This window comes from Dactylosporangium sp. NPDC006015, assembly GCF_040614215.1.
In the GTDB taxonomy this organism is placed as follows: domain Bacteria; phylum Actinomycetota; class Actinomycetes; order Mycobacteriales; family Micromonosporaceae; genus Dactylosporangium; species Dactylosporangium maewongense.
The window spans coordinates 622,609-637,818 of the sequence record NZ_JBEXUD010000001.1 but is presented as its reverse complement, the minus strand read 5'-3'; the positions used below and the strand labels follow the sequence as shown (position 1 = coordinate 637,818).

The following is a 15,210-nucleotide window of genomic DNA, read 5'->3' as shown; positions in this document are numbered from 1 at the left end:
GGTGAAGGTTTGCATCCCGCACGAGGACGGGCTGGCGCTGCTCGGCCCGCTGCCTGCCGCGGTCTCGGTCACCGTCTCCGTCACGCCCGACGACGTCGAGTTCTGGGTGCCGCCGTTCCTTGCCTCGCCGGACGTGGTCGAGCTGGCGGCGTCGCTGCCGCGGCTCGCGGTCGTGCAGCTCATGAGCGCCGGCGCCGACCGGTGGGCGGGCCGGCTGCGCCCCGGCGTGCAGCTGTGCGACGCCCGCGGGGTGCACGACTCGTCCACGTCGGAGTGGGTGGTGGCGGCGATCCTGGCCTATCTACGCGATTTCCCGCATTTCGTGCGGACGGGACGGGAGTGGTCGTACCGGCAGACCGACGAGCTCGCGGGCAAGCGGGTGCTCATCGTCGGTGCCGGCTCGATCGGCGCCGCGGTCGAGGCCCGGCTGGCGCCGTTCGAGGTGTCGGTGACCTCGGTCGCCCGGCGCGCGCGGGACGGCGTCCACGGCGTGGAGGAGCTGCCGTCGCTGCTGCCGTCCGCGGACGTGGTGGTGCTGCTGGTGCCGCTGACGCCCGAGACGACCGGACTGGTCTCGGCCTCGTTCCTGGCGGCGATGCCGGACGGGGCGCTGCTGGTCAACGCGGCCCGGGGACCCGTGGTCGACACCGGCGCGATCCTCGCCGAGACGGCGTCGGGGCGGCTCGGCTATGCGACGGACGTCACCGACCCGGAGCCGTTGCCGGCGTCACATCCGCTCTGGGACCTGCCGAACGTGCTGATCACTCCGCACGTCGCGGGTTCTGTACGAGGTCTGCTCCGCCGTGCCTATGCGCTGGCGGGAGATCAGGTGCGACGGTTCGCCGCCGGGCAGCCGCTCATCAACGTGGTGGTCGACGGCTACTGAGTCATCGCCGTGATGCGCTCGACGTCCTGCGGGCGGACCGCGTCGAGCTTCACGAAATGTCCGTTGGCGAGGCGGGCCTGGACGACCCCCTCCTGACTGACCAGGCCGTCGACCGCGGCCCACGGCACGCGGCGGCTGCCCAGCAGCGCCCGCACCGTGAAGCCGTCGTCGTCCACGTCGGTGCCGGCCCGCCACGCCCACACGGCGATCGCGATCGGCACCAGCAGGACGGGCAGGAACCAGAGGCTCTCGGCCAGCAGCGGGATGGCGCCGATGGTGGCGATGCCGGCCGCCACGGCGAGCGATGCGCTGCGCCGGAACCTGACCTTGGGACGCGTGGTTCGGGTGGTCACAAGGACAAGTCTCGCACCTTTCGTGGAACTGCTTCTTGTCGGTGGGTCGGGGCATACTGGCGCGGTGGGGGAGCAGGATCGGGACGGGCGGCTCTCGCCCGGCACAGCGCTCAGGGTTACGCTCGGTGCCGTGTTCGTCGAGATCGCGACAAGTCGGCGTGCCGGTGGTCGCGGCTGCTTGGAGGCCCGGATTTGACCGGCAACACGTGGCACTCCGGCGTCAAGAGCAGCCGCCGGGTCGGCGTGCGCCCCACCGGCGTGCTCGCGGGTGCGTTGATCGTCGCGGCGGCCCTGCTCGCCCTCGCCGTCGCCGGCTGGGGCGTCATGGAGCTCAGCATCATCTGGAGCGCCGCCGCGATCCTGGCGCTCATCGGTGTGCTCGTCCTCACGCTGCGTGGCTTCCCCATGTTCGCGATCCTCGCCGCGGTCACCGGCGCCGTCGCCTGGGGCGCGGCCACCCGCACCTGGCTGCCCGGCGGCTGGACCGACTTCCTCGGCATCATCAAGTTCATCGGCGTCAACCTCGGCTTCGACGTGCCGCTCATCGGCGCCTTCCTTGCCGCGCTGATGCTCGACGCGCGCCGGCTGTCCCGCGCCGCCATCGACGAGGCGGTCAGCGGCCGCCGCTGGTGGGGCAAGCCCGACGACCACCTGCCGCGGCTCAAGGAGCTCGAGGTGCTGCCGTCGGCCCGGTTCTTCGCCCTCGGCGAGGGCGGCTGCACCCATCTCGTCGTCGCCGGGCGGCGGGTCGCCCTGTTCCTGCCGACCGTCTGGCCACACGGCGAGTTCTCCATGGACGCCTCCGGCCAGGTCCTGCGCGGCGGCCGCCTCTTCGTCCCCGGCTCCGAGGACGTCGACGGCCTCGCCGCCGAGGTGCACACCTGGCGCGAGCAGCTCGGCAAGGTCGGCGGCGCCGTCCGCGGCTACCTCGTCGTCGCCCCCTCACGCGGCGACGTCAGCGAGGATCTCGTCATCTCCGTCGCCCCCGGCGAGCACCTCCACCTCGTGCACGCCCACGAGATGGTCGAGGCCGCGGGGCGCTGGCTCGCCGCCGAGCCCTACCGGGTCGAGCTCTCCGTCATGGAGCGCCTCCTGGTGATCGCCGCCGGCAACAAGCTGCCCGAGCCGTCGCCCCTGGCCCGCTCCTTCGCCCGTATGACCACCGGCTCGCACCCCACCGTCCCGGCGTCGCCCACCGTCGCGGACGCCGCCTTCGCTGCGGCCGCCGGCACGTCCACCGACGCGGAGCCCGCCTCCCTCCGCGACCGGCTCACCCGGGGCCGCTTCGGCCGCTCCGCCAGTTCGGCCAACCCCACTTCCCCGCCGGCTTCCCGCCGCGGCGACCATGACGAGGACGGCTCGGTGCGCGACCGCTTATCCGACGGCGACGGGTTCTCCTCCCGCCGCGGCGACTACGAGGAGGACGGCTCGGTCCGCAGCCGCTTCGGCCGCTCGTCGGACCAGTCTTCCTCTTCCTCCTCCGATCCTGAGTCGGCCGACCCGGCCAGCGACTCGTGGGAGTCCCGCACCACCCGGGAGCTGGTCGGCTCGTGGGACAGCGAGTCGGCCAACAAGCTGGCCGCGTGGGCGGCGGCGGGCTCCGACCCCCGTGCCGACGAGGACTCTGACGACCACGTGCCGCGTGAGGACTTCGGCAGTGAGCCGGCCGCTGACCGCCGCTGGTCCTCCTCTTCCCCGTCGTTGTCCGACAGCGACGGGGAAGCCCGGTTCTCGTGGTCGTCGGACCGGGCCGAGCCGGCCTTGGCGGAGTCGGATGCGCCCAGGGGCGTCGGCCGCCGCCGCGCTCCTGAGGAAGAGCCCTTCCCATCCCGGCCGTCGTCCCCGCCGCCCTCGACCTGGCCCGCCGCGTCGGCCCAGCCGCCGTCCCCTGCCGCGTCGAGGCTGCCGCCCGCACCTGAGTTCCGGCCCGCTCCTCCGGCGCCGGAGCCGTCGGCCGACCGGTTCGCGTCGCTGATGTCCGAGTTCGACCAGATCGCCAGCGACCCTGACCGGTTCGGGTTCGCCCTGGACACCCCCGCAGACCCGGACACCCCGCCCGCGACGTCGCCCAGCAGCTCCACAGACCGTGCCTGGTCCTCGCCCCGTGGTTCGTCGCCGGACCTGACCGATGGCTCATCGGACCGTGCCTGGTCCTCGTCCCGTGAGCCGTCGTCGTCTCGTGGGCCGGCGGCGGAGATCGGTGATTCGTCGGACCGTGGCTGGTCGTCGTCCCGTGGGTCGTCGGACCTGGCCAGTGGCTCGTCGGATCGCAGCTGGTCCTCGTCCCTTGAGTCGGCGGCGGAGCCGGTTGGCTGGTCCTCGTCGCGTGAGTCGGCGGCGGATTCGATCGGTGATTCGTCGGATCGTGGTTGGTCGTCGTCCCGTGGGTCGTCGTCGGATCTGGCTGGTGGCTCGTCGGATCGCGGCTGGTCTTCGTCCCGTGAGCCGTCGTCGGATCTGGCTGGTGGCTCGTCGGACCGTGGTTGGTCGTCGTCTCGTGAGTCGGCGGCGGAGTCGGCTGGCAGGGCTTCGGACCGTGGCTGGTCGTCCGAGCCTGGGCCGGCGTCCGATCTCGGCGGCCGGACGCCGGATCGCGGTGGCTTCTCCGACCTGGACAGTCCGGGCCGGACTCCGGCAGACCCGGCGCGTTTCGGCACGCCGGCGAGTGACCGCCCGGCCCGGCGCCCCGTCGAGCGGCCGGCCGAGCGGCCGGCATGGACCGGCAGTCTGTTCGACGGCGAGAAGCCCGAGCTCGTCGCCGAGCCCCTTGAGCTCAGCCGCTCCTGGCAGGCCGACGCCGAGGCCCGCTCCCTCCGCCGGCGCGAGCGCCAGCAGCCCTCCGCCACCCACAACTCCGCCGACGACCCCGTGTCCAGCGCTCCGACATCGGGCGTTCCCACCTCCGGCATCCCGACGTCGGGCGGGCCCACCTCCCGCATCCCCACGTCAGGTGCTCCGGCCTTCGGCGGCCCCACATCGGGTGCTCCGGCCTACGGTCGACCCACATCAGGCGCTCCAGCCTACGGTGGACCCACGTCGGGTGCTCCGGCCTCCGGTTTCCCGGGGTCGGGCGGCTCGCGGTTCGACGGCTCCGCGTTCGGGAGCTCGTCGGACGGTCCCTCCGGTGCCTGGCCGGTGTCCTCGCCTGCCTCTGCCGGCCCGGCCCCCTCGGCCAGCCCTGTCGAGCGGCCTTCCGTCCCGCCGTCGACGCCGTCCCAGGCGGACGCGTTGCCGGAACCTTCGTGGGGACGTGACTCTTGGTCGCAGGGCTCGTCCGCGGGGCCGGCACTGACGGAGCGATCGTCCGCGGGCTCCTCATGGTCGGACTCCGCGCGGCCGGCGCAGGGCCGTTCCGAGGATTCGTGGTCGGGCTCGTCCTGGTCTGACTCCTCGCAAACGGATCATCTCCGCTCTGATCGGAACTGGTCAGACGCTCCGAGCTCGGATCGTGCTGCTTCGGATGCGGCTGGTTCGGATCGCGCTTGGTCGGAGCCTTCGCGTCTGGAGTCTTCGCGTCCAGAGTCTTCGCGCGCTGATTCTTGGCGGTCGGAGTCTGCGCGGTCGGAGCAGGACCGGTCGGATCGGGCGGGGTCGGACGAGGGGCAGGTGGGGGTTCCGAGGGCTGGGACTTCGGCAGCCACGTGGTCGGAGCAGGGGCAGACCGGCGTATCGCGAGCGGGTGGACGAGACGACGACCGGGCCGGCGCGCAGCCGGGCACGAGGGCGGCGGGTGCCGCTGAGGACGGCGCTGACTGGTGGGACGCCGAGGCGGCGGCTGGCTCCCGGGCCGGTGTCGACGAGGCGCCGGTGGAGCAGCCTGCCAAGCGGTCGCGGTGGGGGTTCTCGAAGGCGGGGAAGGGCAAGAAAGGCCAAGCTGCTGCGGGCGATGCCCCGGCCGGGCGTCCCGGGTCCGGAGCGCCTGCGGCCGGGAGTGACTGGGCCGCAGGGACGGAGGCCGGGCAACGGGCCGGGGCGGCCGATCCCTCGACGCCCCCTGGACGGCCTTCCTGGGCGACCGACCCGACGACCGGTTGGGAGAGCGACCCGAGTGGGGAGTTCACGTCCGAGCGACGTGCCGGCTCCGCGTCGCGCACCACCGGCACCACCGGCACCGCCCGTCCCGACCACACCGGCGACTGGGCCGCCGGCTTGGACCGCGGAGACAACGGCCGGGGCGGCGACGACTGGGCCAGTGGTTCGGGGCGCGGTGCTGACAACGGTCGGGGTGGCGGTGACTGGGCCGGTTCGGACCGCGGCGGTTCGGATCGCGGTGGGGACTGGGCTGGTGGGGCGGACCGCGGCGGGCTGAGTGGGCGCGGTGAGGACCGGGGCGGGCTCGGCGGGCGCGGCGAAGACCGCGGCGGGCTGAGTGGGCGCGGTGAAGACCGGGGCGGGCTCGGCGGGCGCGGCGAGGACGTCGAGCGGGCCGGGGACCGTGGCCGGGGGGATCGGGGCGGGTTTGGCGGGGGTGTGCCGGGGCAGCGGCAGCGCGCGCGGGACATGGTGTTCGACGACGATGTGGCGCCGTTGGAGCTCAACCTCGACGAGGAGCCCAAGAATCCCGACCAGAAGTCACGGCGGTTCCTGCGCCGCGGCAAGTAGCGACGAACGCCGCAAGTAGCGACGAACAACCACACGAGGGGCGGATCCGGTCACACGAACCGGAGCCGCCCCTCGCGTGTTGTGGGGTCAGTGCCAGCCGGGCATCGGGTACGCGGACAGCAGCTCGCGGACCTCGGCGGCGATCGTGTCCAAAGCGTCGTCGTCGGACTTGATGGCGGCGTCGACGGCGCGGGAGATCCAGTCGGCGACCTGGGGCATCTGGGTCTCGGTGAGGCCGCGGGTGGTGAGGGCGGGCGTGCCGATGCGCAGGCCGGAGGGGTCGAAGGGCTTGCGGGTGTCGTACGGGACGGTGTTGTAGTTCGTCTCGATGCCGGCGCGGTCGAGGGCGCGGGCGGCGGGCTTGCCGCCGATGTTCTTGCCGGTGAGGTCGATCAGGATGAGGTGGTTGTCGGTGCCGCCGGAGACCAGGTCGAAGCCGCGCTCCAGCAGGGCGGCGGCGAGGGCGCGGGCGTTGGCGACGATCTGGTGGGCGTAGGTGCGGAACGACGGCTGGGCCGCCTCGCGGAGCGCGACGGCGATTCCCGCGGTCGTGTGGTTGTGCGGGCCGCCCTGCAGGCCGGGGAAGACGGCCTTGTCGATCGCCTTGGCGTACTCCGCGGTGGAGAGCAGCATCGCGCCGCGCGGGCCGCGGAGGGTCTTGTGGGTGGTGGTCGTGATGACGGAGGCGTGGCCGACGGGGGAGGGGTGCGCGCCGCCGGCGATGAGGCCCGCGATGTGCGCGACGTCGGCGACGAGGACCGCGCCGACCTCGCGGGCGATCTCGGCGAAGCGCGGGAAGTCGATGGTGCGGGGGATGGCCGTGCCGCCGGAGAAGATCAGCTTCGGGCGTTCCCGCAGGGCGATGTCGCGGACCTCGTCGAAGTCGATGAGGCCGTCGGACCGGCGGACCGTGTACTGCACGGGGCGGAACCACGCGCCGGTCGCCGAGACGGACCAGCCGTGGGTGAGGTGGCCACCCATCGGCAGGGCCATGCCCATGACGGTGTCGCCGGGGGCGGCCAGGGCCATGTAGACGGCGAGGTTCGCGGGGGAGCCGGAGTAGGGCTGCACGTTGGCGTGCTCGACGCCGAAGACCGACTTGGCGCGGGCGATCGCCAGCTCCTCGATCGGGTCGATGAAGCGCTGGCCCTCGTAGTACCGCTTGCCGGGGTAGCCCTCGGAGTACTTGTTGGTGAGGACGGTGCCGGTCGCTTCGAGGACGGCCTGGGAGACGTAGTTCTCCGAGGCGATCATCCGCAGCGTGTCGTGCTGCCGGGCGGCCTCGCGCTGGATCAGGTCCGCGAGGTCGGGGTCGGCCGAGGTGATCGACGGCAGGGCGGGAACATGCATGGGGCTTCCTCCCATACGGGTGACCGTGGCACCCAGGCGCGCGGTGCCAGCGATGCAGGAAGCTCCCCGGTGGTCGGTTCCACCTTGATGTGCGCCAGTCGCAGTACCACCGATGCTAGTGCACGACCGGGCAGAAACCCCGGGCCGATCCGATCGAACTGGCCCGGGGTGACGACCGTTACGGCACCTTGCGGTAGGCGCCGTCGCTGGCCGCGGTGGCCATCGACGCGTACGCGCGCAGCGCCGCCGAGACGGGTCGCTGCCGGTCCAGCGGCGTGTACGGCCGCTCGCGCTTCTCCTGCGCGACGCGGCGCGCGGTCAGCACGTCCTCGTCGACGACGAGGCTGATCGAGCGGTGCGGGATGTCGATCTCGATCCGGTCGCCGTCCTCGACGAGGGCGATGAGCCCGCCGCCGGCCGCCTCGGGCGAGATGTGACCGATGGAGAGGCCGGAGGTGCCGCCGGAGAAGCGGCCGTCGGTGATGAGCGCGCAGGCGCGCCCCAGGCCCCGCCCCTTCAGGAACGACGTCGGGTAGAGCATCTCCTGCATGCCCGGCCCGCCCTTCGGGCCCTCGTACCGGATGACCACCACGTCACCGGGGACGACCTCCTTGGCGAGGATGCCGTCCACCGCGGACTCCTGCGACTCGAAGACCCGTGCCGTGCCGTGGAAGACGAGGTTTTCCTCGGGCACGCCGGCGGTCTTGACGACGCAGCCGTCGGGGGCGATGTTGCCGAACAGGATCGCGAGGCCGCCGTCGGCGCTGTAGGCGTGCTCCTTGGAGCGGATGCAGCCCTCGGCGGCGTCGGTGTCGAGCGTCGCCCAGCGGTTGGACGTGGAGAACGGCTCAACGGTGCGGACCCCGCCGGGCGCGGCGTGGAAGAGTTCGAGCGCGGTTTCGGAAGCGTTCCCGGAACGGATGTCCCATTCGGCCAGCCAGCTGGACAGGTCGGGCGAGTGGACGCTGCGGACCCCATCCCGAAGCAGGCCCGCGCGGTTGAGCTCGCCGAGGATGGCGGGGATGCCGCCGGCGCGGTGGACGTCCTCCATGTGGTACTTGGGGCTGTTGGGCGCGACCTTCGACAGGCACGGCACCCGGCGGGAGATGCCGTCGATGTCGGCGACGCTGAAGTCGACCTCGGCCTCGCGGGCGGCCGCGAGCAGGTGCAGGACGGTGTTGGTGGACCCGCCCATGGCGACATCGAGGGCGACCGCGTTCTCGAACGCCTCGCGGGTGGCGATCGCGCGCGGCAGTACCGACGCGTCATCACCCTCGTAGTACTGCTTGCACAGCTCGACGACGAGCGAGCCGGCCCGCTCGAAGAGGGCCTTGCGGGCGCTGTGGGTGGCGAGGGTGGAGCCGTTGCCGGGCAGGGCGAGGCCGATCGCCTCGGTGAGGCAGTTCATCGAGTTGGCGGTGAACATGCCGGAGCAGGAGCCGCAGGTCGGGCAGGCGGAGCGCTCGATCTGGCCCAGCTGCTCGTCGGTGACCGCCTCGTTGGCGGAGGCGATCATCGCGTCGATGAGGTCGAGCTTGGCGTGCACGACGCCCTCGATCGCGACGGTCTTTCCGGCTTCCATGGGGCCGCCGGAGACGAAGACGGTGGGGATGTTGAGGCGGAGCGCGGCGAGCAGCATGCCGGGCGTGATCTTGTCGCAGTTGGAGATGCACACGAGCGCGTCGGCGCAGTGCGCCTGCACCATGTACTCGACGGCGTCGGCGATGAGCTCGCGGCTGGGCAGCGAGTAGAGCATCCCGCCGTGGCCCATGGCGATGCCGTCGTCGACGGCGATGGTGTTGAACTCCTTGGCGACCCCACCGGCCTCGGCGACCGCGTCCGCGACGATGATCCCGAGGTTGCGCAGGTGGACATGGCCCGGCACGAACTGCGTGAAGCTGTTGGCGATGGCGACGATGGGCTTACCGAAATCTGCGTCGGTCATGCCGGTGGCGCGCCAGAGAGCGCGTGCGCCGGCCATGTTGCGACCAGAAGTGGAGGTTTTGGATCGCAGCTCGGGCATACTTGTGAGTCTGACACGTTCCAGATCGTGGGACCGGTTGACTCGGGCGGTGAGATGCGCAAGAGTGGGGGAATGTCGTCGAGGTCGCTGCGAGTACTTATCATCTAGCGCGCCGACGCCTGCCGTCAGCGCGCTAGCCCCTCGTGCATCGCACGGAGGGGTTTTTTCATGTCCAAGCCAGTCCTAGCCGCGACCAAGACACCATTCGAGCGAAAGTGCGAAATGCGATGACGAGACCCACGCCTGAAGTCCTCGCCCACCGAGCGCACCCGGCCGCACCCGCCGCTCCGGCGACGCCGCCGGGCTCCACCGCGCCGGCCGCCGCCGACCGGTCGGACAAGACGGCCGTAGAGAAGAAGCCGGAGCTTCTGACCGGCGCTCAGGTGCTGGTGCGGTCGCTCGAGGCGCTCGGCGCGGACGTCGTCTTCGGCATTCCCGGCGGCGCGATCCTCCCCGCGTACGACCCGCTGTTCGACTCCGAGTCCGTCCGGCACATCCTGGTCCGCCACGAGCAGGGCGCCGGGCACGCCGCGACCGGCTACGCGCAGGCCACCGGCAAGGTCGGCGTCTGCATGGCGACGTCCGGCCCGGGCGCGACCAACCTGGTCACGCCGATCGCCGACGCATACATGGACTCCGTCGCGATGGTCGCGATCACCGGCCAGGTCGCCTCGGCCTCCATCGGCACCGACGCGTTCCAGGAAGCCGACATCGCCGGGATCACGCTGCCGATCACCAAGCACAACTACCTGGTCAAGACCGGCGAGGAGCTGCCGCGGATCCTGGCCGAGGCGTTCCACCTGGCCTCGACCGGCCGCCCCGGCCCGGTCCTCGTCGACATCCCCAAGGACGTGCTGGTCAAGCAGACGACGTTCAAGTGGCCGCCGACGCTGGACCTGCCCGGCTACCACCCGACGCTGCACCCGCACGGCAAGCAGATCCGCGAGGCGGCCCGGCTCATCGCCGCCGCGAAGCGGCCCGTGCTCTACGTCGGCGGCGGCGTCATCAAGGCGCACGCGTCGGAGGTGCTGCGCAAGCTCGCCGAGCTGACCGGCGCGCCGGTCGTCACGACGCTGATGGCCCGCGGCGCGTTCCCCGACTCGCACCCGCAGCACCTGGGCATGCCCGGCATGCACGGCAGCGTCGGCGCCGTCTACGCGCTGCAGAAGGCCGACCTGCTGATCACCCTCGGCGCCCGTTTCGACGACCGGGTCACCGGCGACCTGAGCACGTTCGCGCCGAACGCGCTGATCATCCACGCCGACATCGACCCCGCCGAGATCGGCAAGAACCGGGTGGCGGACGTGCCGATCGTCGGCGACGCCAAGCACGTCATCGAGGAGCTGATCGGCGCCGTCACCGCCGAGCACACCGCGGGGCACAAGGTCGCGCTCACCGACTGGTGGGCGACGCTGGACGACATCCGCGGCCGGTACCCCCTCGGATACGAGGAGCCGTCCGACGGCACCCTTGCCCCGCAGTACGTCATCGAACGCATCGGCGCGATCGTCGGTCCCGAGGCGATCTACACCGCCGGGGTCGGCCAGCACCAGATGTGGGCCGCGCAGTTCGTGAAGTACGAGCACCCGGCGACCTGGCTCAACTCCGGCGGTCTCGGCACGATGGGCTACGCGGTGCCCGCCGCGATGGGCGCCAAGGTCGGCCGGCCCGACAAGGTCGTCTGGGCGATCGACGGCGACGGCTGCTTCCAGATGACCAACCAGGAACTCGCCACCTGCGCCCTGGAAGGCATCCCGATCAAGGTCGCCGTCATCAACAACGGCAACCTGGGCATGGTCCGGCAGTGGCAGACGCTCTTCTACGACCAGCGGTACTCCAACACCGAGCTGGGCACCCACAAGCACCGCATCCCCGACTTCGTGAAGCTCGCCGACGCGCTCGGCTGCGTCGGCCTGCGCTGCGAGAGCAAGCAGGACGTCGACGCCACGATCGAGGCGGCGATGAAGGTCACCGACCAGCCGGTCGTCATCGACTTCGTCGTCGGCAAGGACGCCATGGTGTGGCCGATGGTCGCCGCCGGCACCAGCAACGACGAGATCATGTTCGCCCGCGGGGTCGCGCCCAAGTTCGATAAGGACGACGTCTGAGATGACCACCCACACCCTGTCAGTCCTGGTGGAGAACAAGCCGGGCATCCTCGCGAGGGTCGCCGGCCTGTTCGCCCGCCGTGGCTTCAACATCGACTCCCTCGCGGTCGGTGAGACCGAGCACCCCGAGGTCTCCCGGATGACGATCGTCGTCAACGCCGAGGACAGCCCGCTCGAGCAGGTGACCAAGCAGCTCAACAAGCTGGTGCAGGTCCTGAAGATCGTCGAGCTCGACGGCAACGCCAGCGTCCAGCGCGAGCTGCTGCTGGTGAAGGTGCGCGCCGAGCGGCCGGTCCGCTCTCAGGTCCTGGAGACGGTGAACCTGTTCCGGGCCCGCGTGGTCGACGTCTCGCCGGACGCCCTCACGATCGAGGCCACCGGCACGTCGGAAAAACTGGACGCACTGCTCCGGGACCTGGAGCCGTTCGGTATCAAGGAAATGGTCCAGTCCGGCGTCGTGGCCATCGGCCGTGGCTCCCGCTCCATCACCACGGGCCCGGCGCTGCGCGCCGCGTCCTGACAAATGTTGAAAGGAAACACAATGTCCGCCGAGGTGTTCTACGACGACGACGCCGACCTGTCGTTGATCCAGGGCCGCAAGGTCGCGGTCCTCGGTTACGGCAGCCAGGGCCACGCCCACGCGCTGTCCCTGCGTGACTCCGGTGTCGACGTCCGCGTCGGCCTTCCGGAGGGTTCCAAGAGCCGGGCGAAGGCGGAGGAGCAGGGCCTGCGGGTCCTCTCGCCGGCCGAGGCCTCCGCCGAGGCGGACGTCATCATGATCCTGGCGCCCGACACCGCGCAGCGCTCCCTCTACACCGAGTCGGTCGAGCCGCACCTGACCGCCGGCAAGGCGCTGTTCTTCGGTCACGGTCTCAACATCCGGTACGGGTTCATCACGCCCCCCGCCGACGTCGACGTCGCGATGGTCGCCCCGAAGGGCCCGGGCCACCTGGTCCGCCGCCAGTTCGTGGACGGCAAGGGCGTGCCGTGCCTCGTCGCGGTCGAGCAGGACGCGACCGGCAACGCGTTCGCCCTCGCCCTCGCGTACGCGGCCGGCATCGGCGGCACCCGCGCCGGCGCCATCAAGACCACGTTCAAGGAGGAGACCGAGACCGACCTGTTCGGCGAGCAGGCGGTCCTCTGCGGCGGCGCCTCGGCGCTCGTCCAGACCGGTTTCGAGGTGCTCACCGAGGCGGGCTACGCCCCGGAGATCGCCTACTTCGAGTGCCTCCACGAGCTCAAGCTGATCGTGGACCTCATGTACGAGGGCGGCATCGCCCGGATGCGTTACAGCGTGTCCGACACCGCCGAGTACGGCGACTACTCCCGCGGCCCGCGCGTCGTCGACGCCCGGACCAAGGAGGAGATGAAGAAGATCCTCGCCGAGATCCAGTCGGGCGAGTTCGCCCGCGAGTGGATCGCCGAGGACGACGCCGGCCGCCCCAACTTCACCAAGCTCCGCGAGCAGGGTGCGGCGCACCCGATCGAGGAGACCGGCCAGAAGCTGCGCTCGATGATGAGCTGGGTCGACCGGCCCATCACCGAGACGGCCTGACATCTGAGAAGGGGGGCCTCGGCCCCCCTTCTTCGTTACGCGCGCGCCGCGTTCGCGTGGATCGCGTCCCGGATGAACTGCGCCAGGCCCGGGTGGTCCGTGTCGTAGTTCGCCGTGAAGCGCGGGTCCGCGACGTACATGTCGCCGAGGCCGCGGTGGAGCTCGCTGCCGCAGTCGTAGAACCAGCGGCTGATGTGCTGCCGGTGCGCCTCGGCCAGATCCATCGCCGGCTCCCCCTGCGCCGGCTCGCCGTCGACGAACGCCCTGGTGAACGCCGCCGTGTTCGCCGCCGCCTCGGCCTTGATGCGTTCCCAGTCCTGCGGCGTGTACTTCGCGGTCCGCTCCGCCGACTGCCGGTAGGCCTCGGTCTGGCCCCACCGCTGCTCGGCCTCTTCCGCGTAGGGATTCTCCATCTTCGTCTCCTTTGCTGCGTCGGTACGACCAGCGTCAGGTCTCCAGTGGCGGGAGAGTCAAGCGGGCCCTTCGGGTGCGCCAGAGGTTCAGAAGGGGCAGGTCGGGTCGTTGCCGGCCGGTCACCCGAACGGGCAGCTGTGATCGCGCTCACGTCCGCGCGGGGACGGGCGGTCGCGGCCCCGGGCCTACCATCGGCGGAAGAGGCCGCCCCGCCCGGTCCCGTCGCCGTTCCAAGTGCGTGGCGTGCAGTGCCGCGCGCCTCGCATCGACGCCAGCCGAAGCCCGAGAGTCGAGGTCCGTATGACCCTCCCTCCTGAACGCCCGGTGGTGCTGATCGCCGAGGAGCTCGCTCCTTCCGCCCTAGAGGTGCTCGCCGACGACTACGAGGTCCGTCACATCGACGGCACCGACCGTCCGGCGCTGCTCAAGTCACTCGCCGACGCCAGCGCGATCATCGTGCGCAGCGCCACCCAGGTCGACGCCGAGGCCGTCGCCGCCGCACCGAGGCTCAAGGTCGTCGCCCGTGCCGGCGTCGGCCTCGACAACGTCGACGTCCCCGCCGCCACCGCCCGCGGCGTCATGGTCGTCAACGCGCCGACGTCCAACATCGTCTCCGCCGCCGAGCAGGCCGTCGCGCTGCTGCTCGCCGTCGCCCGCAACACCGCCGCCGCCTCCGCCGCGCTGAAGGCGGGGGAGTGGAAGCGGTCCAAGTACACCGGCGTCGAGCTGTCCGGCAAGGTCGTCGGCGTCGTCGGCCTCGGCCGCATCGGCGTGCTGTTCGCCCAGCGGATGGCGGCGTTCGGGGTCCGGCTCGTCGCGTACGACCCCTACATCCAGCCGGCCCGTGCGGCCGCCCTCGGCGTGCGCCTGCTCGGCCTCGACGAGCTGCTGCGCGAGAGCGACTTCATCTCGATCCACCTGCCGAAGACCCCGGAGACCGTCGGCCTCATCGGCGCCCGTGAGCTGGGCATCGTCAAGCCGGGCGTGAGGATCATCAACGCGGCCCGCGGCGGCCTCGTCGACGAGCAGGCCCTCGCCGACGCGATCGCCGACGGCCGGGTCGCCGGCGCCGGCATCGACGTCTTCGCCAAGGAGCCATGCGTCGCTTCGCCACTGTTCGTGTTCGACAACGTGGTCGCCACCCCGCACCTGGGCGCGTCGACGGTCGAGGCGCAGGACAAGGCCGGGCTGGCCGTCGCCCGCAGCGTCAAGCTGGCGCTGGACGGCGAGTTCGTCCCCGACGCGGTCAACGTCCAGGTCGGTGGCGTCGTCGCCGAGGAGGTGCGGCCGCTGCTGCCGCTCGCGGAGAAGCTCGGCCGGGCCTTCACCGCGGTCGCCGGCGGGATCGCCTCGGCCGTCACCGTCGAGGTGCACGGCGAGGTGGCACACCACGACGTGTCGGTGCTGAAGCTCGCCGCGACGAAAGGCCTGTTCAGCAGCGTCGTCGCAGAGCAGGTCACCTATGTGAACGCACCGCATCTGGCGGCCGATCGGGGGGTCGAGGTGGCCCTCGCGGTGTTCACCGAGTCCGCCGATCAGACCAACCTGGTGACCGTGCGCGGTGTACTGCCCGACGGCAGGGTAGCCTCCGTGTCCGGCACGTATGTCGCGGGACCGCGAGAGGCCCTGAAGCTGACGGAGATCGACGGCTTCAGCCTCGAGCTCGCCGCGGAGGGCGTGCTGCTGTTCTTCCGATATGCCGACCGCCCCGGCGTCGTCGGATTGGTGGGGTCGATACTGGGGACTGCGGGGGTCAACATCGCGGCGATGCAGGTCGCCCGGCGCGAAGCCGGCGGCGAGGCGCTGATGACGCTGACCGTCGACCAGTCCGTGCACGCGGACCTGCTCAACGAGGCCCAGCAGGCCATCGGCGCCACGGCGGCGAGCACGGTCGACCTGTCGGGCGAGTAAGACGTTCC

The 15,210-nt window shown here is 71.6% G+C and carries 10 protein-coding genes; 6 read left to right on the top strand and 4 right to left on the bottom strand.

What is annotated here, in order from left to right:
- The first annotated feature begins 1 nt into the window (after position 1).
- Positions 2 to 886: a 2-hydroxyacid dehydrogenase gene (locus ABZ321_RS02910; RefSeq protein WP_344508132.1), complete on the top strand. Its 885-nt coding sequence runs from the start codon at positions 2 to 4 to the stop codon at positions 884 to 886.
- Here ABZ321_RS02910 and ABZ321_RS02905 read toward each other — a convergent pair.
- Positions 880 to 1,239 carry a PH domain-containing protein gene (locus ABZ321_RS02905; protein ID WP_344508130.1) on the bottom strand — a complete coding sequence of 120 codons (360 nt, stop codon included), beginning with the start codon at positions 1,237 to 1,239 and terminating at the stop codon, positions 880 to 882. The two genes, ABZ321_RS02910 and ABZ321_RS02905, sit on opposite strands and share 7 nt — an antisense overlap.
- A 192-nt stretch (positions 1,240 to 1,431) precedes the next feature.
- Between ABZ321_RS02905 and ABZ321_RS02900 the strand changes: the two genes are divergently transcribed.
- Positions 1,432 to 5,841 carry a hypothetical protein gene (locus ABZ321_RS02900; RefSeq protein WP_354888870.1) on the top strand — a complete coding sequence of 1,470 codons (4,410 nt, stop codon included), beginning with the start codon at positions 1,432 to 1,434 and terminating at the stop codon, positions 5,839 to 5,841.
- Positions 5,842 to 5,928: 87 nt separating this feature from the next.
- On the opposite strand, the gene glyA is transcribed toward ABZ321_RS02900, so the two are convergent.
- Together glyA and ilvD are read right to left on the bottom strand one after the other, a co-directional pair.
- Complete coding sequence (glyA, locus tag ABZ321_RS02895) at positions 5,929 to 7,191, bottom strand: serine hydroxymethyltransferase (protein ID WP_344508126.1); 1,263 nt, start codon at positions 7,189 to 7,191, stop codon at positions 5,929 to 5,931.
- Positions 7,192 to 7,369: 178 nt separating this feature from the next.
- Entirely contained in the window at positions 7,370 to 9,214 is a 1,845-nt protein-coding gene (gene ilvD, locus ABZ321_RS02890; protein WP_354888867.1) for a dihydroxy-acid dehydratase, read from the bottom strand.
- Between the two features lie 227 nt (positions 9,215 to 9,441).
- On the opposite strand from ilvD, the gene ABZ321_RS02885 reads away from it, so the two are divergent.
- The 3 genes from ABZ321_RS02885 to ilvC are packed head-to-tail and all read left to right on the top strand — an operon-like array spanning position 9,442 to position 12,877.
- Complete coding sequence (locus tag ABZ321_RS02885) at positions 9,442 to 11,322, top strand: acetolactate synthase large subunit (RefSeq protein ID WP_344508122.1); 1,881 nt, start codon at positions 9,442 to 9,444, stop codon at positions 11,320 to 11,322.
- 1 nt (position 11,323) lies between these two features.
- Entirely contained in the window at positions 11,324 to 11,842 is a 519-nt protein-coding gene (ilvN, locus tag ABZ321_RS02880; protein ID WP_344508120.1) for an acetolactate synthase small subunit, read from the top strand.
- A 21-nt stretch (positions 11,843 to 11,863) separates the two neighbouring features.
- Positions 11,864 to 12,877: a ketol-acid reductoisomerase gene (ilvC, locus tag ABZ321_RS02875; RefSeq protein WP_344508119.1), complete on the top strand. Its 1,014-nt coding sequence runs from the start codon at positions 11,864 to 11,866 to the stop codon at positions 12,875 to 12,877.
- Between the two features lie 35 nt (positions 12,878 to 12,912).
- Here the strand turns inward: ilvC and ABZ321_RS02870 are convergent, their stop codons facing one another.
- Positions 12,913 to 13,290 carry a TipAS antibiotic-recognition domain-containing protein gene (locus tag ABZ321_RS02870; RefSeq protein WP_344508117.1) on the bottom strand — a complete coding sequence of 126 codons (378 nt, stop codon included), beginning with the start codon at positions 13,288 to 13,290 and terminating at the stop codon, positions 12,913 to 12,915.
- A gap of 301 nt (positions 13,291 to 13,591) precedes the next feature.
- On the opposite strand from ABZ321_RS02870, the gene serA reads away from it, so the two are divergent.
- Positions 13,592 to 15,202: a phosphoglycerate dehydrogenase gene (gene serA / locus ABZ321_RS02865; protein ID WP_344508115.1), complete on the top strand. Its 1,611-nt coding sequence runs from the start codon at positions 13,592 to 13,594 to the stop codon at positions 15,200 to 15,202.
- Positions 15,203 to 15,210: the final 8 nt, after the last annotated feature.

Excerpts from the sequence above, each read along its gene's own strand:
- ilvN (WP_344508120.1), top strand. The coding sequence starts at position 11,324 with ATGACCACCCACACCCTGTCAGTCCTGGTGGAGAACAAGCCGGGCATC.
- serA (WP_344508115.1), top strand. The coding sequence starts at position 13,592 with ATGACCCTCCCTCCTGAACGCCCGGTGGTGCTGATCGCCGAGGAGCTC.
- ABZ321_RS02885 (WP_344508122.1), top strand. The coding sequence starts at position 9,442 with ATGACGAGACCCACGCCTGAAGTCCTCGCCCACCGAGCGCACCCGGCC.
- glyA (WP_344508126.1), bottom strand. The coding sequence starts at position 7,191 with ATGCATGTTCCCGCCCTGCCGTCGATCACCTCGGCCGACCCCGACCTC.
- ABZ321_RS02870 (WP_344508117.1), bottom strand. The coding sequence starts at position 13,290 with ATGGAGAATCCCTACGCGGAAGAGGCCGAGCAGCGGTGGGGCCAGACC.
- ilvD (WP_354888867.1), bottom strand. The coding sequence starts at position 9,214 with ATGCCCGAGCTGCGATCCAAAACCTCCACTTCTGGTCGCAACATGGCC.
- ilvC (WP_344508119.1), top strand. The coding sequence starts at position 11,864 with ATGTCCGCCGAGGTGTTCTACGACGACGACGCCGACCTGTCGTTGATC.